Origin of the sequence: Bacteroides sp. D55t1_190419_B8 (genome assembly GCF_015558905.1) — a bacterium.
In the GTDB taxonomy this organism is placed as follows: domain Bacteria; phylum Bacteroidota; class Bacteroidia; order Bacteroidales; family Bacteroidaceae; genus Bacteroides; species Bacteroides vicugnae.
Genome location: NZ_JADMOU010000027.1, coordinates 45,660 through 68,032 on the forward strand (window position 1 = coordinate 45,660; position 22,373 = coordinate 68,032).

Below are 22,373 nucleotides of genomic sequence, written 5' to 3' on the forward strand. Positions count from 1 at the left end.
TCTATCTTTGCGTCCATTATATATAAATGATTTACAATATGTCTACAGAATTATTCTCTACTCTGCCCTATAAGGTGGCAGATATTACACTTGCTGATTTCGGACGCAAGGAAATCGATTTGGCAGAAAAAGAAATGCCCGGCCTGATGGCTCTTCGCGAAAAGTATGGAGAATCCAAACCGTTAAAAGGCGCCCGCATTATGGGCTCGTTGCACATGACCATTCAAACGGCTGTGCTGATTGAAACATTAGTGGCTTTAGGAGCTGAAGTACGTTGGTGCTCTTGTAATATATATTCAACACAGGATCATGCTGCTGCTGCAATAGCTGCTGCCGGCGTGCCGGTGTTTGCATGGAAAGGCGAGACTCTTGCCGATTATTGGTGGTGCACGTTGCAGGCATTGAGCTTTGACGGCGGCAAGGGACCGAATGTGATTGTAGATGATGGCGGTGACGCGACAATGATGATCCACGTGGGTTATGATGCAGAAAATAATGCTGCCGTATTGGATAAGGAAGTACATGCAGAGGATGAAATAGAACTGAATGCCATTTTGAAAAAAGTGTTGGCAGAAGACAGCACCCGCTGGCATCGTGTAGCGGAAGAAGTGCGTGGCGTATCTGAAGAGACTACGACAGGCGTACACCGTTTGTATCAGATGCAGGAAGAAGGCAAATTGCTGTTCCCGGCATTCAATGTGAACGACTCGGTAACGAAATCTAAGTTTGATAATCTGTACGGTTGCCGCGAATCGTTGGCTGACGGAATCAAGCGCGCAACAGATGTGATGATTGCCGGAAAAGTAGTAGTGGTATGCGGTTATGGTGATGTGGGTAAAGGCTGTTCTCATTCCATGCGTTCTTACGGAGCGCGGGTGCTCGTGACGGAGGTAGACCCGATCTGTGCACTGCAGGCTGCAATGGAAGGTTTCGAAGTAGTGACGATGGAAGAAGCTTGCATGGAAGGTAACATCTTCGTGACTACGACAGGAAATATCGATATTATCCGTATCGACCACATGGAGAAAATGAAAGATCAGGCTATCGTTTGCAACATCGGCCATTTCGATAATGAAATTCAGGTAGATGCTTTGAAACATTATCCGGGCATCAAATGTGTGAATATCAAACCGCAGGTAGACCGTTATTATTTCCCGGATGGACATAGCATCATCTTGTTGGCCGACGGTCGCCTGGTAAATCTGGGATGTGCAACAGGACACCCGTCATTCGTGATGAGTAATTCATTTACCAATCAGACATTGGCACAGATAGAACTGTTCAACAAGAAATATGATATCAATGTATATCGCCTGCCGAAGCATCTGGACGAGGAAGTGGCTCGCCTGCATCTTGAGAAGATCGGTGTGAAACTGACTAAGCTGACGCCCGAACAGGCCGCTTATATCGGTGTGTCAGTGGATGGTCCTTATAAAGCAGATCATTATAGATACTAATTAGATTTACGATTAGACGATTTACCATTTACGATTGATAAATGCAGGAGATTGATATCCCACCGTTATCAATTGTAAATGTTAGATTGCCAATCGTATTTATTTTTATATTCAAACTTCAATCGTAAATAGTAAATCGTCTAATCGTAAATGAAAAAGTTTCTTCCCGACTTAATAGCCATTCTGGCTTTTATCATTCTTTCTTTTGCCTATTTTTTCCCGGCTGATATCGAAGGTCGTATCTTGTTTCAGCATGACACGGCTGCCGGAGTCGGTGCAGGACAAGAATCGAAAGAGTACCTCGAACGTACTGGAGAACGTACACGTTGGACGAATTCGATTTTTGGAGGTATGCCTACCTATCAGATGTCTCCGAGTTACGACTCGACAACGTCTCTGAAAGGAGTGGAGAGGATTTATCGCCTCTTTCTCCCGGATTATGTAGTGCTGACTTTTATCATGATGCTGGGATTTTATATCCTCTTGCGGGCATTCGGAATATCGGCCTGGCTGGCAGGATTAGGCGGAGTGATATGGGCATTCTCTTCCTATTTCTTCATTCTGATACCGGCAGGGCATATCTGGAAGTTTGTGACATTGGCTTATATACCACCTACGATTGCAGGTGTCGTTCTGGCTTACCGGAAGAAATATCTGTTGGGCGGAATCATTACGGCCCTGTTCATCGCCCTTCAGATTCAGTCGAATCACATTCAGATGAGTTATTATTTCATGTTTGTGATCCTGTTTTTTGTAGGAGCTTACTTTGAAGATGCTTATAAAAAGAAAGAATTGCCTCATTTCTTCAAGGCCAGCGGGGTTTTGGCACTGGCTGCCGTGGTAGGAGTCTGTATCAATATTTCCAATCTGTATCATACGTATGAATATAGTAAGGAGACGATGCGCGGCAAGAGCGAATTGAAGCAGGAGGGAGCTGCTGCCAGTCAGACCAGTAGCGGATTGGATCGTGATTATATAACCAACTGGAGTTATGGTATCGGTGAAACGTTGACGTTGCTGGTTCCGAATGTAAAAGGGGGAGGATCAGGATCTACGATGTCGCAGAGCGAAGCTGCTATGGCAAAGGCTAATCCAATGTATAACGGTATCTACTCACAGTTACCTCAATATTTCGGCGAGCAGCCGTGGACAGCCGGTCCGGTATATGTGGGGGCATTTGTGATGTTCCTTTTTGTATTGGGGTGCTTCATTGTGAAAGGTCCTCTTAAATGGGCGCTGCTGGGAGCTACTATCTTCTCGATTCTGCTTTCATGGGGAAAGAATTTCATGGGACTGACGGACTTCTTTATCGATTATGTCCCGATGTATAATAAGTTCCGCGCTGTATCTTCTATTCTGGTAATAGCTGAATTTACAATACCTTTGTTGGCGATTTTTGCCTTGAAAGAGATTTTGAGTAAACCGGATATGCTGAAACAGGAAAAGAACTGCAGAGGCGTGATTGCTGCGTTGGTACTAACTGCCGGTGTTGCACTCGTTTTAGCTGTCGCCCCGGGCGTTTTCTTCTCCTGCTTTATAACGACGCAGGAGATGGCTGCGTTGCAACAAGCACTTCCTGCCGAACATTTGGCTCCGTTTGTGGCTAATCTGACTGAAATGCGCGAAGCCATTATTGCTTCGGATGCATGGCGCAGCTTCTTTATTATAGTGATCGGTTGCCTGTTCTTATTCTTGTATCAGCTGCGGAAGTTGAAAGCCTCTTTCACGCTGGCGGGTATTGCGCTTTTGTGTCTGATAGATATGTGGAGCGTCAATAAACGCTACTTGAATGACGAACAGTTCGTACCGAAGTCGAAGCAGTCAGAAGCATTCGTGAAGACACAGGCGGATGAGATTATTCTTCAGGATACGACTCCGAATTATCGTGTACTGAACTTCATCGGTTTCCCCGGTAATACATTTAATGAAAACAATACAGCATATTGGCATAAGAGTGTCGGCGGCTATCATGCAGCAAAGCTTCGCCGCTATCAGGAAATGATAGACCATCACATCGTGCCCGAAATGAAGGAAACTTATCAGGCTGTGGCTACTGCCGGTGGACAGATGGACAGTGTGGATGCTTCCAAATTCCGTGTATTGAATATGCTGAATACCAAATACTTCATTTTCCCTGCCGGAGAGCAAGGGCAGGCTGTTCCTGTTATGAATCCTTATGCATACGGTAATGCATGGTTCGTAGATAAGGTGCAGTATGTAAATAATGCAAATGAAGAAATAGATGCTTTGAACGATATTCTCCCAACGGAAACAGCCGTAGTGGATGTGAAGTTTAAAGAACAGCTGAAGGGTGTGACAGAAGGATATAAAGATTCATTATCTACCATCCAGTTAACCAGTTACGAGCCAAATCGTTTGGTTTATAAGGCTTCCACTCCTAAAGACGGAGTTGTTGTTTTCTCTGAAATATATTATCCGGGATGGCAGGTGACTATCGATGGTCAGCTGGTGGATATTGCCCGTGCAGACTATATCTTGCGTGCAATAAATATGCCGGCAGGAGAACATACCATCGAGATGTGGTTTGATCCGCAAAGCATACACGTCACGGAAAGTATTGCTTATGCAGCATTGGCTTTATTGTTAATCGGAGTTATGCTTCTTGCGTGGACACAGCGGAGCAAGATAGCGAAGAAGCCTTAAAATGTAATAGTCATCAACCTTATAATGTATTGTAAGGCTGTAAAATAAAGGCGGCTCTCTTCCTCACGAAGAGAGCCGCTACTTTGCATTCACTAAAAAATTATGAAAAACAAACGCTGTTCATAGAAATATATTAAGTGTGATGTTTTAGAGATTTTTCTGTTCAAAATCCGGTTTTTCGCCAGAGTGATTATCTTTGTGCATTCTTCTTTGAGCAGCCTTTTTCCGTGCGGCATTTTGTTCTGCCTGCCACTTTTCGTACTGCTCTTTTGTCAGAATCTTTTTTATCTTCTTTTCTTTGGCTTCTGCAGCTTTCTTTTGTGAATCGGCAGAATTGTTATCTTTGCTCATCATCGGTCCACCTCCCATTCTGCCGGGAAAACCACCTTCTCTCATCATAGGCGGTTGGCCTCCACCCATTGGTGGGCGTCCTCCCCGCATTTCATGACCTTCTCCCATTGGCGGACGTTGGCCATCCGAATTTTGCATAGCCTTGAAGAATGCTTTCTGCTCTTTCAAGTTCAGCTTGTATATTTTTTTATATTGTTTATCTGTCAACTGGAGTAACTTGTTCATTTGGTCTGTCATCTGCGTGGCTACCTTTTCCGGATTCAACACCTCACGTGGAAGACGCTTTTCTTGTTGCCTTTCTTGCGGCTCATTGGCTTCTTGTGCATTTATAAAACCTGCACAGCACGTTAAGCAGACTGCCAATCCTATCAATTTCATGTTTTTTCTCATCTCTCTTATGCTTTTATTTGTTTTAATACTTCAAAGCTAAGCAGATATCGGAACAGATAAAAATAAAATCGACTAAGTGCGGAGATTTGTCTATCAAAAGCTCAACTCTACTCTCCTGTGGCTTATATTATCTATGCCTTGGGATGGAAAGGAGTTACGAGGTGGTAAACAAGTAGTTTCAAGCGTTGAAACTGTTGTTTCTCCGGCGTGAAACTATTGTTTCCCCAGCGTGAAACTATTGTTTCTCCACCTTGAAACTTTTGTTTCTAACGCTTGAAACTGATAGTTCCACGGCTTGAAACAAGTCGTTTCAATACGGGAAAGACTATTAAGAACGCGTTGATGTTCTCTTTAGCAATAACTATTATTTAATTTAGGTGGTGATAGGTGATAGATGCGGTGATAGGTTACTGACAACCTATCACCGCTCTGAAAACACTATGGATAAAGGGTTTGATAATGCTGGTGATAGGTTGAAAGAGGATTTCTGTTTTTATATATGAGAGAGAACCGGATATACACAGATTTCTATATCTATTCCTGTGTCGGCTGAATCAGCTGATGGTGTATCGGGTTGAATCATTTATTCTTTTTCGCCATAAGCAAGATCACCTGCATCACCCAATCCCGGAACAATATAAGAATGTTCGTTGATTTCCGGATCAATGGCAGCGCACCAAATGGTTGTCTTGTCTTCAGGAAATACATTCTTTATATGGTCAATGGCCTTTTGGCTGGCAATAATGGAAGCAACGTGGATTTCAGCGGGATGACCTTTCGTCAGCATTGCCTGGTAACTCAGTTCCATACTGCCTCCTGTTGCTAACATAGGATCGGTGATAATCAATGTCTTGTCATCAATACGGGGAGATGCGATATATTCTATATGTATATCGAATTTCAGCGTATCTTTATATTTGCGGTAAGCGGAAACAAATGCATTTTCCGCCCCGTCGAAATAACTAAGGAAACCTTGGTGGAAAGGCAGACCTGCACGTAGAATAGTGCTGATTACTAAATTGTTGTCCGGCGTACTGACCGGAGCAATTCCCAGTGGTGTCTGGATATTCTTTACCGAGTATTTAAACTCTTTACTCATTTCATAAGCCATGATTTCTCCAATCCGTTCAATGTTACGGCGGAAACGCAGGCGGTCGTTCTGAACTTCTACATTTCTAATTTCGGATATGTACTGGTTTAGAATCGAATTAGTTTGGCCAAAATCAATTACTTTCATATTATATTTTAATCAAATTTTAATCTCATTTTCATAGTATTGTCAGCATACTGGCTTGCAAAGTAAATGATAATCTTTCAAATTGCAATATTCAGTTTGCAGATATTGTTAGGAATTTATAAAAGAGTTTCAATTAAGGAAAAATTTCTTCAATACCTTCTTCCTTTCCAAAGAAAGTATTACTTTTGTAGCCGGATTTACAAGGGGGTATTCAAAGCTCCCCATGTTAAGGTGAAAAGAGATAGAAAACAAAATACCAATTTTAATTAATTCAAAGAAAATGGCAAATTTAGATTTAAGCAAGTACGGCATCACAGGTGTGACCGAGATTTTGCACAATCCGTCTTATGATGTTTTGTTCGCTGAAGAAACAAAACCGAGTCTGGAAGGCTTTGAAAAAGGTCAAGTAACTGAATTAGGCGCTGTGAACGTGATGACAGGTATCTATACCGGTCGTTCTCCTAAAGATAAATTCTTCGTTAAGAATGAAGCTTCTGCTGATTCTGTATGGTGGACTTCTGAAGATTACAAAAACGACAACAAACCATGTACTGAAGAAGCTTGGGCTGACTTGAAAGCTAAAGCTGTAAAACAACTTTCCGGCAAACGTTTGTTCGTTGTTGATACTTTCTGTGGTGCTAACGAAGCTACTCGTATGAAAGTACGTTTCATTATGGAAGTAGCTTGGCAGGCTCACTTCGTAACTAACATGTTCATCCGCCCGACTGCTGAAGAACTTGCTAACTACGGAGAACCTGATTTCGTATGTTTCAACGCTTCTAAAGCAAAAGTTGACAACTACAAAGAACTGGGCTTGAACTCTGAAACTGCTACTGTATTCAACCTGAAGACTAAAGAACAAGTAATCCTGAATACTTGGTACGGTGGTGAAATGAAGAAAGGTATGTTCTCTATCATGAACTACATGAACCCGCTTCGTGGTATCGCTTCTATGCACTGTTCTGCTAACACTGATATGGAAGGAACTAGCTCTGCTATCTTCTTCGGATTGTCTGGTACAGGTAAGACAACTTTGTCTACTGACCCGAAACGTAAATTGATCGGTGACGACGAACACGGATGGGATAACGAAGGTGTGTTCAACTACGAAGGTGGTTGCTACGCTAAGGTTATCAACCTGGATAAAGAAAGCGAACCGGATATCTACAATGCTATCACACGTGATGCTTTGCTTGAAAACGTAACAGTTGACGCTAACGGTAAGATTGATTTCACAGATAAGAGCGTGACTGAAAACACTCGCGTTTCGTATCCTATTTATCACATCGAAAACATTGTTAAACCGGTTTCTAAAGGTCCTCACGCTAAACAAGTTATCTTCTTGTCTGCTGATGCATTCGGTGTATTGCCTCCGGTATCTATCTTGAACCCGGAACAGGCTCAATACTACTTCTTGTCTGGATTTACAGCTAAATTGGCTGGTACAGAACGTGGTATCACTGAACCGACTCCGACATTCTCTGCTTGCTTCGGTGCTGCTTTCTTGTCATTGCACCCGACTAAATATGCAGAAGAATTGGTTAAGAAGATGGAAATGACTGGTGCTAAAGCATACTTGGTTAACACAGGATGGAATGGTTCTGGCAAACGTATCTCTATCAAAGATACTCGTGGTATCATCGATGCTATCCTTGATGGTTCTATTGACAAAGCTCCTACTAAGGTGATTCCTTTCTTCGACTTTGTTGTTCCTACAGAACTTCCGGGTGTTGATCCGAAGATCCTTGATCCACGCGACACTTACGAATGTGCTTGCAAATGGGAAGAAAAAGCAAAAGATTTGGCTGGACGTTTCATCAAGAACTTCGCTAAATTTACTGGTAACGAAGCTGGTAAGGCTTTGGTTGCTGCTGGTCCGAAACTCTAATTGGAGAATCAGATATAATATGGAAGGCGGTTCGATTTCGAACCGCCTTTTTTTTGTTTATGCCTGTGCCTTTCTATGGGAATAAATGCTGCCTGTTTAAAACTTTTCCCTATATTTGCCAAAACAGGAGTACTAACCTTTAAAGGCAGTTATGGTATATTTTGATTACTTTTGTGCAAATTATATATAAGTGGATAATCTTGAATAATAATACGACGACCATGAAGAAATTTTATTTCCTTCTTATCAGTTCCTTATTCCTTACCTCCGGGCTTTATGCCGGAGAAACCGATTATACTCAAGGACTTTCCATCTGGTTTGACACTCCCAATACTTTGCAGGGGTATGCTGCCTGGTATGGCGGAAGACCGGATTTGTGGAAAGGTGAAAATAAACCGGTAACAGCAGGAAGCGGACGTAATCTGGATGCCAGTTGGGAGTCACAGTCATTGCCTATTGGTAACGGCAGCCTCGGCGCAAATATTATGGGATCGGTGGAAGCCGAGCGTATCACTTTCAATGAAAAAACGCTTTGGCGCGGTGGTCCGAACACAGCGAAAGGTGCGGACTATTATTGGAATGTCAATAAGCAATCGGCCCATCTTTTAGATGAAATACGCAAAGCATTTACGGAAGGAGATCAGAAAAAGGCTGAAATGCTGATGCGGCAGAACTTCAATAGTGAAGTATCGTATGAAGCTGACGGAGAAAATCCTTTCCGTTTCGGCAGCTTTACTACAATGGGAGAGTTTTATGTAGAAACCGGACTGAATATGATAGGAATGAGCGATTATAAGCGCATTCTGTCTTTGGATTCGGCTATGGCAGTCGTGCAATTCAAAAAGGATCGTGTGGCTTATCAACGTAACTTTTTTATCTCTTACCCTGCCAATGTAATGGTGGTACGTTTTAGCGCGGATCAACCGGGGAAACAAAATCTGGTTTTCAGTTATGCGCCCAATCCCCTGTCTACCGGCAGCATGGCTTCTGATGGAAATAAAGGATTGGTTTACACAGCTTCTTTGGATAATAATGGAATGGAATATGCTGTTCGCATCCGGGCAGAAGCGAAAGGAGGAACACTGTCTAATGCAGATGGAAAGTTGACGGTGAAGGATGCAGACGAAGTTGTATTTTATGTCACAGCGGACACTGACTATAAGATTAACTTTGATCCGGATTTCAAAGATCCGAAAACATATATAGGTGTTAATCCCGAAGAAACGACAAAGCAGTGGATGAATAACGCAGTGGCGCAGGGATATACTGCTTTATTCAATCAGCATTATAATGATTATGCTACTCTGTTCAACCGGGTCCGGCTGAATCTGAATCCAGCGGTGAAAGGAGTGAACCTGCCTACTTCTCAACGTCTGAAAAATTATCGGAAAGGACAACCGGATTATTATCTGGAAGAGTTGTATTATCAATTTGGACGTTATCTCCTGATTGCCAGTTCCCGTCCGGGCAATATGCCTGCCAATCTGCAGGGGATCTGGCACAATAATGTTGATGGGCCGTGGCGTGTGGATTATCATAATAACATCAATATCCAGATGAATTATTGGCCTGCTTGTTCTACCAACTTGAATGAGTGCGTGCTTCCGTTGATTGACTTTATCCGTACGCTCGTGAAACCGGGCGAGAAGACTGCACAGGCTTATTTCGGTGCTAGAGGATGGACGGCATCTATCTCAGGCAATATTTTTGGCTTTACCACTCCGTTGGAAAGTCAGGATATGTCGTGGAACTTCAATCCGATGGCAGGTCCTTGGCTGGCTACCCATATCTGGGAGTATTACGACTATACAAGAAACTTGAAATTTCTGAAAGAAACCGGTTATGAACTGATTAAGAGTAGTGCCGATTTTGCAGTCGATTACCTGTGGCATAAGCCGGATGGAACCTATACGGCTGCTCCGTCCACTTCGCCCGAACATGGTCCTATCGATCAGGGAGCTACTTTTGTGCATGCCGTGGTGCGTGAAATTCTGATGGATGCGATTGAGGCAAGCAAAGTGTTGGGTGTAGATAAGAAAGAACGTAAGCAGTGGGAGCATGTGCTTGCCAATCTCGTTCCCTATCAAATAGGTCGTTATGGTCAGTTGATGGAATGGTCGGTGGATATTGATGATCCGAAAGATGAACATCGTCATGTGAATCATTTGTTCGGTCTGCATCCGGGGCATACGGTTTCTCCGGTCACTACTCCCGAACTGGCGAAAGCTGCTAAAGTAGTATTGGTGCATCGTGGTGATGGTGCTACCGGTTGGAGTATGGGTTGGAAGTTGAATCAGTGGGCGCGTTTGCAGGATGGTAATCATGCTTATACTTTATTCGGCAATTTATTGAAGAACGGAACCATGGATAATTTGTGGGATACGCATCCGCCTTTCCAGATTGATGGAAACTTTGGCGGGACAGCGGGAATTACCGAAATGTTGCTCCAAAGTCATATGGGCTTTATTCAATTATTACCGGCTTTGCCGGATGCATGGAAAGATGGTTCTATCAGTGGTATCTGTGCAAAAGGAAATTTTGAGGTGGATATGATTTGGGAGAATCATCTGTTGAAGGAAGCTGTTGTGCGCTCTAATGCAGGAGGCAACTGTGTTATAAAGTATGCGGATCAGACTATTTCCTTTAAAACAGTGAAAGGACACAGTTATCAGATTAGATATGATGCAGCCAAAGGGCTCATTAAAAATTAAACGCAAAATATCGGAAAGTTAGAAAGAGAGGATGGTACTGGAGTATTTAAAATTATTCGTGACATTTGCGAAGATTGGAATGTTTACTATTGGTGGTGGTTATGCCATGATTCCGTTGATTGAACGGGAGATTGTTGCCAAACAATGGATGAGTAAGGAAGAATTTATGGAGATGTTTGCTTTGACACAGTCACTTCCGGGGGTGTTTGCGGTGAATATTTCTATCTTCGTAGGATATAAGTTGTATAAGGTGGGTGGGAGTCTGGTGTGTGCATTGGCTACGATTCTTCCTTCTTTCGTTATCATGATGCTGATAGCCATGTTTTTTGCACGGTTTCAGGATAATGAAGTGATGATTCGCATCTTTAATGGAATACGTCCTGCCGTAGTAGCATTGATTCTGTTTCCTTGTATTTCTGCTGCAAGAGCTTTGAAACTGAAGTGTTTTCAGTTGGTTGCTCCTGCCATAGCTACCGTGTTGATCTGGCAGTTCGGCTTATCACCTATTTATATTGTATTGGCCGGAATTATAGGGGGATTGGTATATACATTATGGTTGAAAGAAAAAATAGCGAATAAACAGGTATGATATATTGGCAATTACTTTGGGTGTATCTTAAAATAGGTATGTTCGGTTTTGGGGGTGGATATGCGATGCTTTCCCTGATTCAACATGAGATAGTGGATCTCCATCATTGGCTGACTCCTCAACAGTTTACGGATGTGGTCGCAATTTCGCAGATGACTCCGGGACCGATTGGTATAAATAGTGCTACGTACGTAGGCTATGCGGTAACACAAAGTGTTTGGGGAGCTGTGTTGGCCACTGTAGCCGTTTGTTTGCCTTCTTTTATTTTGGTATTGCTCATTTCTTATTTCTTTGCGAAGTGTAAGGATAATAAGTATATTAAAGCGGCTATGTCCGGACTGCTTCCTATGTCGGTCGCCCTGATTGCTTCTGCTGCATTGCTTATGATGAATAGAGAGAATTTTATGGACTATAAAAGCATCGGTATTTTCGCAGTCGCCTTTGGGGTTACATGGAAATGGAATCTTCATCCTATTCTATTGATTTGTCTGGCGGGTGTGGTAGGATTGTTGCTGTATTAGTAATGCTTATAGGAAAAAGAAAATCCCGGTTAAACACTGCGTTTAACCGGGATTTCTATTATAATATTATGAAAGAATGGTTAGTTCTTGTTTGCACGTTTACGTTCAATTTCGTCCAAAATCACTTTACGCATACGCATTGCTTTAGGGGTAACTTCTACATACTCGTCTTCCTTGATATACTCCAGTGCTTCTTCGAGTGAGAACTGGATAGGTGGAATCAGACGTACTTTATCATCCGAACCGGAAGCACGCATATTCGTCAACTTCTTCGATTTGGTAACATTGATAACCAGGTCATTGTCGTGAGAATGCTCACCTACTACTTGTCCTGCATAAACATCATCCTGCGGGAAGATAAAGAACTTACCGCGATCCTGCAATTTGTCGATGGCATAAGCGAAAGCTGTTCCACTTTCCATAGCAATCATAGAACCGTTCGTACGACGTTCGATTTCTCCTTTGTGCGGCTGATATTCTTTGAAGCGGTGTGCCATGATGGCTTCACCGGCAGAAGCAGTCAGTACATTGGTACGCAATCCGATGATACCACGAGAAGGCATATCGAATTCGAGATTGATACGTTCGCCCGTGTTTTCCATCTTTACCATCTCGCCTTTACGACGGGTAACCATATCAATAATCTTGCTGGAATATTCTTCCGGTACATTGATGGTCAACTCTTCAATCGGCTCGCATTTCACACCGTCGATTTCTTTGAAGATAACCTGCGGCTGACCCACCTGTAATTCGTAACCCTCACGACGCATTGTTTCGATCAATACAGAGAGGTGGAGTACGCCACGACCGGAAACAATCCATTTACCGTCTTCCTCACTCTTTCTTACACGGAGAGCCAAGTTCTTATCGAGTTCTTTCATCAGGCGGTCATGGATGTGGCGTGAAGTCACAAACTTACCATCCTTGCCGAAGAAAGGAGAATCGTTGATCGCAAACAACATACTCATGGTCGGCTCATCAATAGCGATTGGCGGCAATGCTTCCGGATTCTCAAAATCACAAACTGTATCTCCAATCTCGAATCCGTCGATACCTACCAGTGCGCAGATGTCACCGGAAGAGACTTCACTTGTTTTCACGCGGCCTAAACCTTCGAAAACATGGAGTTCTTTGATTTTGCTCTTGAACATATCGCCGTTGCGTTTCGCAAGCGTTATATTCATACCTTCTTTTAATGTACCGCGATGTACGCGACCTACGGCGATACGACCGGTATAAGAAGAATAATCCAGAGAAGTAATCAACATCTGGGGAGTGCCTTCCAGTTGTTTGGGTGCCGGAATATTTTCGATGATACAATCCAATAGCGGAGTAATACTGTCAGTCTGTTGCTTCCAGTCGGTGCTCATCCAGTTGTTTTTGGCGGAACCGTAGATTACGGGGAAGTCCAGCTGGTCTTCCGTTGCGTTCAGGCTGAACATCAAATCGAAAACCATTTCGTAAACCTCTTCCGGACGGCAGTTAGGCTTATCTACCTTATTAACTACCACGATAGGTTTCAAACCGATTTCCAGCGCCTTTTGCAGTACGAAACGAGTCTGGGGCATCGGACCTTCGAAGGCGTCTACCAACAGAATACAACCGTCGGCCATATTCAATACGCGTTCTACCTCACCACCGAAGTCGCTGTGTCCCGGAGTATCAATAATATTAATTTTTGTACCGTTGTAATTGATGGATACGTTTTTGGAGAGAATCGTTATACCACGTTCACGTTCCAAATCGTTGTTATCCAGGATAAGTTCACCACTATTTTGGTTGCTGCGGAATAAATTTCCGGCCAATAGCATCTTGTCAACCAGCGTTGTTTTCCCATGGTCAACATGGGCAATGATTGCAATGTTTCGAATATTTTGCATATAATACCTATTATTTGGCTGCAAAGGTACGAAAATAGGATTAGAAATATATGCAATGATAGCAATTTTTTCTTGTAAATCGTTGTGTGATATAAAGATAATGCCTATCTTTGCACGCTCAAAAGAATAATTTATCAATTAAAATTCTAAGAATTATGTATTTAGACGCTGCTAAAAAGCAAGAAATCTTCGGAAAGTACGGAAAGTCTAACACTGATACCGGCTCAGCTGAGGCCCAGGTGGCTTTGTTTTCCTACCGTATTTCTCACCTGACTGAGCATATGAAGCTCAACAGAAAAGATTATAGTACTGAAAGAGCGTTAACAATGTTGGTAGGTAAGCGTCGTCGCTTGCTCGATTACCTGAAGGCAAGAGATATCGAAAGATATCGTGCTATTGTTAAAGAGCTCGGTTTGCGTAAGTAATCTACTTGTCGCGAAAAGATTAAGAGCCGTTCCTCATTATAGAGGAGCGGCTTTTTTAGTTTCTTCTTTTTCTTCCTGACAGTCGTATTTTCTTCAGTTATAATTGTGTTCATCTAAAGATTTTGCTATTTTTGCAACTTAATTATTATAATTTATCACCTTTGATAACTAAAATGCTTTCAAAATGGATACAAGTAAGATTGTTGGCGAAAAGATTAAAGCCCTCCGCGAAGATAAATCAATAAGCATAGAAGAGTTGGCACAACGTTCGGGTTTGGCTATCGAACAAGTTGAACGTATTGAGAATAATATTGATATACCTTCTCTTGCACCGCTAATTAAAATAGCGCGTGTGTTGGGAGTACGTCTGGGGACTTTTCTTGATGACCAGGATGAAGTCGGACCGGTGGTATGTCGTAAGAAAGAAGCCAAAGATGCGATTAGTTTTTCCAATAACGCGATTCATTCTCGCAAACACATGGAATATCACTCGTTGTCCAAGTCAAAGGCAGATCGTCATATGGAACCGTTTATTATCGATGTGATGCCAACGGAGGATACCGACTTCGTGCTTTCTTCTCATGAAGGGGAGGAGTTTATCATGGTTATGGAAGGTATCATGGAAATCAGCTACGGTAAGAATACCTATTTGTTGGAAGAGGGTGATAGCATTTATTATGATTCCATTGTTCCTCATCATGTACATGCTTACGAGGGGCAGGCTGCAAAAATCCTGGCAGTAGTTTACACGCCGATTTGAGTTGAGTATAAAGTATTAAGTATTAAGTATAGAAAGAATCCCATGCAATTATTTGATCGTACTTTGGGACAGTGGCTCGAGCACTGGGCTGAAGAGACTCCCGATAAGGAATATATCGTTTATTCCGACCGCAATCTCCGTTTTACCTGGAGCCAGTTAAACCGTCGTGTGGATGATATGGCGAAAGGGCTTATCGCCATTGGTGTGGAACGTGGTACCCATGTGGGTATCTGGGCGGCTAATGTTCCCGATTGGTTGACATTGTTGTATGCTTGTGCGAAGATCGGTGCGGTATATGTTACTGTGAATACGAACTATAAACAATCGGAGTTGGAGTATCTTTGCCAGGATTCGGATATGCATACGCTTTGTATCGTGAATGGCGAGAAGGACAGTGACTTTGTGCAGATGACCTATACAATGCTTCCCGAATTGAAAACCTGTGAACGCGGACATTTGAAGAGTGAACGTTTTCCGTACATGAGAAATGTAGTGTATGTAGGGCAGGAGAAACATCGGGGTATGTATAATACAGCGGAGATTCTGTTATTGGGAAATAATGTGAAAGATGATTGTTTGAGCGAACTCAAAAGCAAGGTGGATTGTCACGATGTGGTGAATATGCAATATACGTCGGGAACTACCGGTTTTCCGAAGGGAGTAATGCTGACACATTATAATATTGCCAATAATGGATTTCTGACTGGTGAACACATGAAGTTCACGGCAGATGATAAACTTTGCTGCTGTGTTCCGTTATTCCATTGTTTCGGAGTGGTGTTGGCTACCATGAACTGTCTGACTCATGGTTGTACGCAGGTAATGGTGGAACGTTTCGATCCGCTGATTGTATTGGCTTCCATTCATAAAGAACGTTGCACGGCTCTTTATGGAGTACCGACTATGTTTATTGCCGAGTTGCATCATCCGATGTTTGATCTCTTTGATATGTCTTGTCTTCGTACAGGTATTATGGCAGGTTCTCTGTGTCCTGTCGAACTGATGAAGCAGGTAGAAGAGAAAATGTATATGAAGGTGACTAGTGTGTATGGACTGACAGAGGCTGCACCGGGTATGACAGCTTCTCGTATTGATGATCCGTTTGATGTACGTTGTAATACGGTAGGGCGTGATTTTGAATTTACGGAAGTAAAAGTGATCGACCCGGAAACTGGTGAGGAATGTCCGGTTGGCGTACAAGGTGAGATGTGCAACCGTGGATATAACACCATGAAAGGATATTATAAAAATCCGGAAGCAACGGCAGAAGTGATCGATGAAAACAACTTCCTGCATTCCGGTGACTTGGGTATCAAGGATGAAGATGGAAATTACCGGATTACCGGACGCATTAAGGATATGATTATCCGGGGTGGTGAGAATATTTATCCGCGCGAAATAGAGGAGTTTCTTTATAAACTTGATGGAGTGAAAGATGTTCAGGTGGCAGGTATTCCTTCTAAGAAATACGGTGAGGCAGTCGGAGCATTTATTATCTTGCAGAAAGGTGTGAAAATGCAGGAAGCCGATGTTCGTGATTTTTGCAGAAATAAAATATCCCGTTATAAGATTCCGAAATATATATTCTTTGTGAATGAGTTCCCGATGACAGGTAGTGGAAAGATTCAGAAGTTCAGATTGAAAGATCTGGGATTGCAACTTTGTAAAGAGCAGGGAATAGAAATTATCTAGGACCTGTGATTGCTTAAAGACACACAAAGTTTTTCAATATAATAAACGGTGAACGGTGAACGAACTGCATGATTGTTTGCAGAGAGTTCACCGTTCATTATTTGTATTATTGTCTTATCCGGTTTTTGCTGTGGCGGGTTAAGTGCTGCGCGCTGCTAAATGAAATCATCACCCAGTTGCATTTGGGCGTCATTCACATATTTACGGATGGCATGTTCTTCATCTTTGCGGCAGATTAAAAGAACGTTGTCTGATTCTGCTATTAGAAATCCTTCCAATCCATCAATTACGGCCAGTTTTCCTTTTGGAAGTACTACCATGTTATCTTTACTATTATAAATAAGCGAATGGCATTTCAGAGTAACATTGCCTTCTGAATCCCTTTCCGATAAATCATAAAGTGATCCCCAGGTTCCAAGATCAGACCAGCCAAAATCTCCTAACGATACATACACGTTGTCCGCTTTTTCCATAATACCGAAATCGATGGATACATTAGGACATGCGGGGAAATTTTCTTCAATAAATGCTTTTTCCTTATCGGTGGCATAAATATCTTTTCCCGGTGCCAGTTTGGAAGCTAATTCAGGCAACAAATCTTCATTTGCTTTGATGATTGTATTTACATTCCACATAAACAGTCCGGAATTCCAGTAAAATTCTCCGCTTTCTACGAATACTTTAGCTAATTCCAGTTCCGGTTTTTCAGTGAATGTTTTTACTTTGTAGAAGTTTTCACCTGCGGGTTCATCTATTTGTATATATCCATATCCTGTTTCCGGACGATTGGGTTTAATACCTAATGTTAGTAGTTTTTCAGAGCGTGAAACAAATTCAAGTCCTTTTTCAATAGCGGCAAGAAACTCATCTTCTTTTAAAATTAAATGGTCTGAAGGTGCAACTACGATATTGGCGTTTGGATTCAGTGCCCGGATGTGGTAAGAGGCCCATGCTATACATGGAGCCGTATTTCGTCTTGCAGGTTCCAGCAGAATTTGGCTTTCGCTTACTTTTGGCAATTGTTCCTTCACTAAGTCTGCATACATTGCATTGGTAACGATGAAAATGTTTTCTGTTGGAATAACCTTTTGGAACCGGTCAAAAGTCTGCTGTAAAAGTGAACGACCCGTTCCGAAGAAATCTAAGAATTGTTTGGGCAATGTTTTGCGGCTAAACGGCCAGAAGCGGCTTCCAATGCCGCCACCCATAATCACGCAATAATTATCCTGGTTTGTCATGATAGTGACTCTATTTTAAAGTTTCTGCTAATGTACGGTTTATTCTCTGAATAGAGAAGTGTTTAAGATATGTTTTATTATTTTTTTCTCCTTTTTTTTGCCAAACTATTGTGGATTCAAAATAATGTCGTATCTTTGCACCGCAATTGAGAAATCAAGTATGCGCCCAGATGGCGGAATCGGTAGACGCGCTGGTCTCAAACACCAGTGGATTCACTTCCATCCCGGTTCGACCCCGGGTCTGGGTACTGAAGCGGAGAAAGTTGAAAAACTCTCTCCGTTTTTCTTTTCTACTCCTCGTAACTCGTTGGTTTGCTGATAGATTAAATCTGGTACTTTGTTATAAGAATTGGTTCGATATTACGGGCTTTGATGTCACTTTCGTGGATAATCTGATAAAACAGGATGAAATGTACATCCCCGCATTAAAGAAAAAAGTGCCGGTATTTTATTATTATGATTAGTGGTTTTTCGGATTTTTCGTTAGAATTTCCGGATTATTACTTCTATAGGTTGTAGTTGTGTAGTGTGTTGTTGTACTATGTACTGCCAGTGTTTGCAGGGTGTCCTGATCTTTCGGTATGACACCCCAGCAAATCTTGATTATAGAGCTAGTCAGTCGTTATCTGTCCAGCCATTTCTTGAATGTGGCAGCTTTCTCCCGGCTTATCAGAATTTCCTCCTGCGGATATCCGTTCATTTCTACCTTTAATTTATAGTTGAACCAGTTGCTGACTTTCTTAATGTGTCCCACCTGTATCATATGCTGGCGGTTTGCACGGAAGAAAGAAGTAGGGTTCATTTCCTTTTCCAGTTGGTCCAATGTGGAAGGAATGGTGGCAGAGGTGCCATCCGTCAGATAAAGGCGGGTTATGTTCTGTTGAGAGTGGATGAAACAGACGTTTTGGACTTCGATAGTGATATATTCGTCTCTGCGGGATACCAGAAATCTTTCCCGATAATGAGGGGTGGGAATAGCCCCACTCAGGTATTCCAACAGCTGTTCCAGATTCGGGGCAGTGGTAGTAGGAGATGAGGGGGATATTCTTTCTATCGCTTTTTGTATAGCTGCTTCCAATTCATCCGAGTCGATAGGCTTCAGCAAATAGTCGATACTATTGAATTTAAATGCCTGTATAGCATACTGGTCATAGGCAGTGGTGAAAATGATGGGCGAGACTATCTCCACTTGACGGAAAATGTCGAAACTTAATCCATCCTGTAGGCGGATGTCGGAGAATATCAGGTCCGGCTGCTCCCGTTGGAGGAAATCTATGCTTTGGACAATACTTTTGGTGATGCCGGAAATTTCGTAATCAGGGTGCAGTGCACAGATGTAACGTTGCAGGCGTTCGGCACTGTGGTTTTCGTCTTCTATAATCAGAACTTTCATGGAATTTATCATTTCGTTTAAAGCGTTGAAAGGGTGACACGATAGATGTGTTCATCCTGATAGATTTCAGGGGCGGGAGCACCAGTGAGCTGATACCGCTCTTTGATATTTCGCAGCCCGATGTGGTGGGTGGAAGAGTTCGGAGTAAGAGGTTTGCAGTTGTTTTCCACTACCAATTTGTTCCCATCAGAATATACACGGATGAATAGCGGTGTTTCTTCCGACACTTGATTGTGCTTGATAGCATTCTCCAGTAACATCTGCAATACAATGGGAGGGATCTGTCTCTCGCGGATAGCGTCCTGAACTTGTACTTCTACCTGTATGGCATCCTCAAACCGTATTTTGAGTAGGAAGATATAAGCCTCCAGACTGGATAATTCATCGGCAACGGATGAAAGATTCTTATCTACATTAGCTACGATATGCCGGTAAACTTTGGAGAGACATTTGATGTAGATGGGAGCTGTGGCATCTCCCGTCTCTACCAGGTCGAGCAGGATGCTGAGATTATTGAATATAAAATGCGGGTCTATCTGCATCTTCAGTGCGTCAAGGCGTGATTGCTGACGTTTCAGTTGTAGGTTTTTTTTCTTCTTTTGCAGAATGATGGAGATAGACATTAGAATGAGGATGACGGTAAAAGCAATGACAATAATCCGGCAATAGAAGACCCAGTAGCGGTAGTATTCTGCCTCTGCGACTTCGGAGTCACGGATCGTTTTTCGAAGTTTATCCACATTCTCTATTTGAGCAAGGTCCTCGTTATAAGCGATGCTGTCTATCTGTGCTTGATAGTGCGTCAGTCTTTCCAAGCAGTCTGATACACCATTGAGAGAACCGGTACGTATATTCAGATCTGTCAACTGGCGATAGGTTTTCAGGCAGATAAAGGGGTTATTACTCTGACTGCTTCGGTTTAGGTAAAAACGAGCGGAATCGATTTGTTGAAGATCGGAATGTATCTTGCCGAGCAGATAGTCGACCGAGTCCTGATATAAATGCGGGATTTGCAGAGCATAGATACGAGCGGAGTCGGACATGTGCTTGTCGGCATATTTTTCGCTAAGGAGGAATAATAACCGGGCTTGCAAGGAGCCGGAGTAGCCTTTCATAGAAGCTGTTTTGAGCAGAGGAATACTCTCATCACCGTCATTTGTCCGGGCGTAATAGTGGGTGAGTTCAGAGTAGGCTTCGGCAATGAGAGAGGGATTGTTTAGTTCCCTGGCTAGAGAGAGGGCGGCGAGTTTGGCCTCTTTCTCTTCTTTCATCATGTGCTTAGTGTGGTAAACCTGCCCTTTGAAGTTGTTGAGGTAGAAGTTTAGTTCGCGAAGATCGTACACATCGTTGTTGTATTGTGTGCAGAGGGTGAAATATTCTACGGCTTCGAGCAGGAAATTAGAGTGGCGGGCTATCTCGCCCCGGTAGTAATATATTTCCGTCAGGTGTAATGAGTCCGCTTTATATTTGAAGTAAGGACTGACGATGTTAAGTAGCGAATCCGGCACAAGATATTCCTGTATGCCGATGAGAGCACCGGCTTTTACTAAATCGCACATCATGTAGTTCCTTTCGCTCAAGAAAGTACGGTTTATCTGTTCCACATCTTCCAGTGCTTTTCGTGGATTCACTTCAATGAGTCCGTTGGCATACTCCAGACGGCTGCGTGCGGAGCGGTTCACACGATAGAGGTAGTAAGCGGAAAAGCTTACCACAAGCAGGAATATTGCGGCTGTGAGATAAATACGTTTTCTTATCATAACTGCGTAATCAAGTCTGAAATGCAAGTCTATTTATTAGGATGGACTCTTATCTTTGTTTGGGCAAAAGTAGTAAATAATACCAAATAGCATTACATCTTCATCACAACTTTATATGAAGAGGATAGGTCTTTGGCTTCATTCATTCCGTTTCACCACTTATCTCTGCGGTTTCGTCCCCCAAAAATCCGGCTTTGACCAGAATTACATTGCGGGAGCGGGCGCTGACACCTACTTTTGCACCGCTCTTGTGAGAACTAATCAATCACTATAATACATTGAATTTTATGAAAATGGAAACAAACAAAATGTGGCAAATCTTCATGCTGACAACACTCCTTACTCTTGCCGGATGCAAGAACGGAGGAGGAGAATATTCGCAGTCTGTATCGGAATATGCGACGATGCAGGTGGCACCAGTCAATAAAACTCTTTCTACCCAATACCCGGCGGCTATCCAGGGTAAGCAGGATATTGCTATCTTTCCGCAGGTGACGGGAACCATCACCCGATTGTGTGTAAACGAGGGACAGGCGGTGAAACGTGGACAAGTGCTTTTCATCATCGACCAGGTTCCCTATCAGGCAGCTTTGGCCACAGCCCGGGCGAATATGGAAGCAGCCGATGCTACATTGGCTACGGCACAACTGACTTACGATAGCAAGAAAGAACTCTTTGCTCAAAACGTCATTTCGGCTTATGAATTGAAAACGGCCGAGAATAATCTGTTGATGGCGAAAGCCGGACGCGCACAAGCCAAAGCGCAGGAGCTGAGTGCTGCCAATGACCTTTCCTACACCGAAGTGAAAAGTCCCTCGGATGGAGTGATCGGTACACTTCCCTATCGCGTTGGTACACTTGTTAGTGCCGGAATGGCACAGCCACTAACTACTGTATCAGACAACTCGGACATGTATGTTTACTTCTCAATGACGGAAAATCAACTCTTAGGACTCATTCGCCAATATGGTTCTAAAGAGAAGGCTTTGCAGTCGATGCCTGCTATCGAACTGGTGCTGAATGACCGGACTACCTACGAGGAAAAAGGTACCATAGCAACTATCAGCGGAGTAGTGGATGCTTCGACAGGAACCGTCAGTGTACGGGCAGCATTCCCCAACAAGAACGGACTGCTGCATAGTGGAAGCTCGGGAAATGTGGTGGTGCCGGCGGTCTACAAAGACGGTATCATTATCCCTCGTGCAGCAACATACGAAGTGCAGGACAAGGTCTTTGTCTATAAGGTAGTGGATGGCAAAACGCATTCTACCCAAATAAGTGTGGAGCGTGTGGACGGTGGACAGGATTACATCGTGACGAACGGACTTGCCGTAGGGGATGAAATCGTGACAGAAGGTGTCGGACTACTACAAGATGGAATGCCGATAACAAAGAAGAAGTAACTAACTCAAAATTG

Annotated in this window: 17 protein-coding genes and 1 tRNA gene; 12 read left to right on the forward strand and 6 right to left on the reverse strand. The window is 43.0% G+C overall.

Annotation, left to right across the window (positions count from 1 at the left end; translation table 11 throughout):
- The first annotated feature begins 26 nt into the window (after positions 1 to 26).
- Both ahcY and I2I13_RS19070 read left to right on the forward strand, forming a co-directional pair.
- A complete protein-coding gene (gene ahcY, locus I2I13_RS19065) occupies positions 27 to 1,457 on the forward strand; it encodes an adenosylhomocysteinase (protein WP_117936946.1) in 1,431 nt (476 codons plus the stop codon).
- Positions 1,458 to 1,607: 150 nt separating this feature from the next.
- Positions 1,608 to 4,121 carry a YfhO family protein gene (locus I2I13_RS19070; RefSeq protein WP_195650240.1) on the forward strand — a complete coding sequence of 838 codons (2,514 nt, stop codon included), beginning with the start codon at positions 1,608 to 1,610 and terminating at the stop codon, positions 4,119 to 4,121.
- Between the two features lie 147 nt (positions 4,122 to 4,268).
- Here I2I13_RS19070 and I2I13_RS19075 read toward each other — a convergent pair whose 3' ends face one another.
- Both I2I13_RS19075 and upp read right to left on the reverse strand, forming a co-directional pair.
- Positions 4,269 to 4,862: a hypothetical protein gene (locus I2I13_RS19075; protein WP_195650241.1), complete on the reverse strand. Its 594-nt coding sequence runs from the start codon at positions 4,860 to 4,862 to the stop codon at positions 4,269 to 4,271.
- 583 nt (positions 4,863 to 5,445) lie between these two features.
- Positions 5,446 to 6,099: a uracil phosphoribosyltransferase gene (gene upp / locus I2I13_RS19080; RefSeq protein ID WP_004310703.1), complete on the reverse strand. Its 654-nt coding sequence runs from the start codon at positions 6,097 to 6,099 to the stop codon at positions 5,446 to 5,448.
- A 280-nt stretch (positions 6,100 to 6,379) separates the two neighbouring features.
- Between upp and pckA the strand changes: the two genes are divergently transcribed.
- From pckA to I2I13_RS19100, 4 genes are all read left to right on the forward strand, one after another.
- Positions 6,380 to 7,987, forward strand: a complete 1,608-nt coding sequence (gene pckA / locus I2I13_RS19085) for a phosphoenolpyruvate carboxykinase (ATP) (RefSeq protein WP_143259220.1) — start codon at positions 6,380 to 6,382, stop codon at positions 7,985 to 7,987.
- 221 nt (positions 7,988 to 8,208) lie between these two features.
- Positions 8,209 to 10,698 carry a glycoside hydrolase N-terminal domain-containing protein gene (locus I2I13_RS19090; RefSeq protein WP_195650242.1) on the forward strand — a complete coding sequence of 830 codons (2,490 nt, stop codon included), beginning with the start codon at positions 8,209 to 8,211 and terminating at the stop codon, positions 10,696 to 10,698.
- 31 nt (positions 10,699 to 10,729) lie between these two features.
- Positions 10,730 to 11,287, forward strand: a complete 558-nt coding sequence (locus I2I13_RS19095; RefSeq protein ID WP_195650243.1) for a chromate transporter — start codon at positions 10,730 to 10,732, stop codon at positions 11,285 to 11,287.
- A complete protein-coding gene (locus I2I13_RS19100; RefSeq protein WP_148365554.1) occupies positions 11,284 to 11,808 on the forward strand; it encodes a chromate transporter in 525 nt (174 codons plus the stop codon). Before I2I13_RS19095 ends, I2I13_RS19100 begins: the two co-directional genes overlap by 4 nt.
- Before the next feature lie 80 nt (positions 11,809 to 11,888).
- Here the strand turns inward: I2I13_RS19100 and typA are convergent, their stop codons facing one another.
- A complete protein-coding gene (gene typA / locus I2I13_RS19105) occupies positions 11,889 to 13,688 on the reverse strand; it encodes a translational GTPase TypA (RefSeq protein ID WP_148365553.1) in 1,800 nt (599 codons plus the stop codon).
- Positions 13,689 to 13,843: 155 nt separating this feature from the next.
- Here typA and rpsO point away from each other — a divergent pair, with 155 nt between their 5' ends.
- The 3 genes from rpsO (at position 13,844) to I2I13_RS19120 (ending at position 16,565) form a co-directional block, all read left to right on the forward strand.
- Positions 13,844 to 14,113 (forward strand): 30S ribosomal protein S15, encoded by a 270-nt coding sequence (gene rpsO / locus I2I13_RS19110; RefSeq protein ID WP_004296393.1) that lies wholly within the window; start codon positions 13,844 to 13,846, stop codon positions 14,111 to 14,113.
- Between the two features lie 184 nt (positions 14,114 to 14,297).
- The gene (locus I2I13_RS19115; RefSeq protein ID WP_004296396.1) at positions 14,298 to 14,873 is read left to right on the forward strand and encodes a helix-turn-helix domain-containing protein; all 576 of its coding nucleotides are present in this window, start codon (positions 14,298 to 14,300) and stop codon (positions 14,871 to 14,873) included.
- 42 nt (positions 14,874 to 14,915) lie between these two features.
- On the forward strand, positions 14,916 to 16,565 hold the full coding sequence (locus tag I2I13_RS19120; protein WP_148365552.1) for an AMP-binding protein: 1,650 nt from the start codon (positions 14,916 to 14,918) through the stop codon (positions 16,563 to 16,565).
- 155 nt (positions 16,566 to 16,720) lie between these two features.
- Here I2I13_RS19120 and I2I13_RS19125 read toward each other — a convergent pair whose 3' ends face one another.
- Positions 16,721 to 17,803, reverse strand: coding sequence for a mannose-1-phosphate guanylyltransferase (locus tag I2I13_RS19125; RefSeq protein WP_195650244.1), 1,083 nt, complete (start codon positions 17,801 to 17,803; stop codon positions 16,721 to 16,723).
- A gap of 164 nt (positions 17,804 to 17,967) precedes the next feature.
- On the opposite strand from I2I13_RS19125, the gene I2I13_RS19130 reads away from it, so the two are divergent.
- Positions 17,968 to 18,051, forward strand: a tRNA-Leu gene (locus tag I2I13_RS19130).
- A 15-nt stretch (positions 18,052 to 18,066) separates the two neighbouring features.
- Complete coding sequence (locus I2I13_RS19135) at positions 18,067 to 18,267, forward strand: hypothetical protein (RefSeq protein WP_195650245.1); 201 nt, start codon at positions 18,067 to 18,069, stop codon at positions 18,265 to 18,267.
- A 158-nt stretch (positions 18,268 to 18,425) separates the two neighbouring features.
- On the opposite strand, the gene I2I13_RS19140 is transcribed toward I2I13_RS19135, so the two are convergent.
- Entirely contained in the window at positions 18,426 to 19,196 is a 771-nt protein-coding gene (locus I2I13_RS19140) for a LytTR family DNA-binding domain-containing protein (protein ID WP_148365550.1), read from the reverse strand.
- Between the two features lie 17 nt (positions 19,197 to 19,213).
- Positions 19,214 to 20,956: a histidine kinase gene (locus tag I2I13_RS19145; RefSeq protein WP_195650246.1), complete on the reverse strand. Its 1,743-nt coding sequence runs from the start codon at positions 20,954 to 20,956 to the stop codon at positions 19,214 to 19,216.
- Between the two features lie 293 nt (positions 20,957 to 21,249).
- On the opposite strand from I2I13_RS19145, the gene I2I13_RS19150 reads away from it, so the two are divergent.
- Positions 21,250 to 22,359, forward strand: coding sequence for an efflux RND transporter periplasmic adaptor subunit (locus I2I13_RS19150; protein WP_370540853.1), 1,110 nt, complete (start codon positions 21,250 to 21,252; stop codon positions 22,357 to 22,359).
- Positions 22,360 to 22,373: the final 14 nt, after the last annotated feature.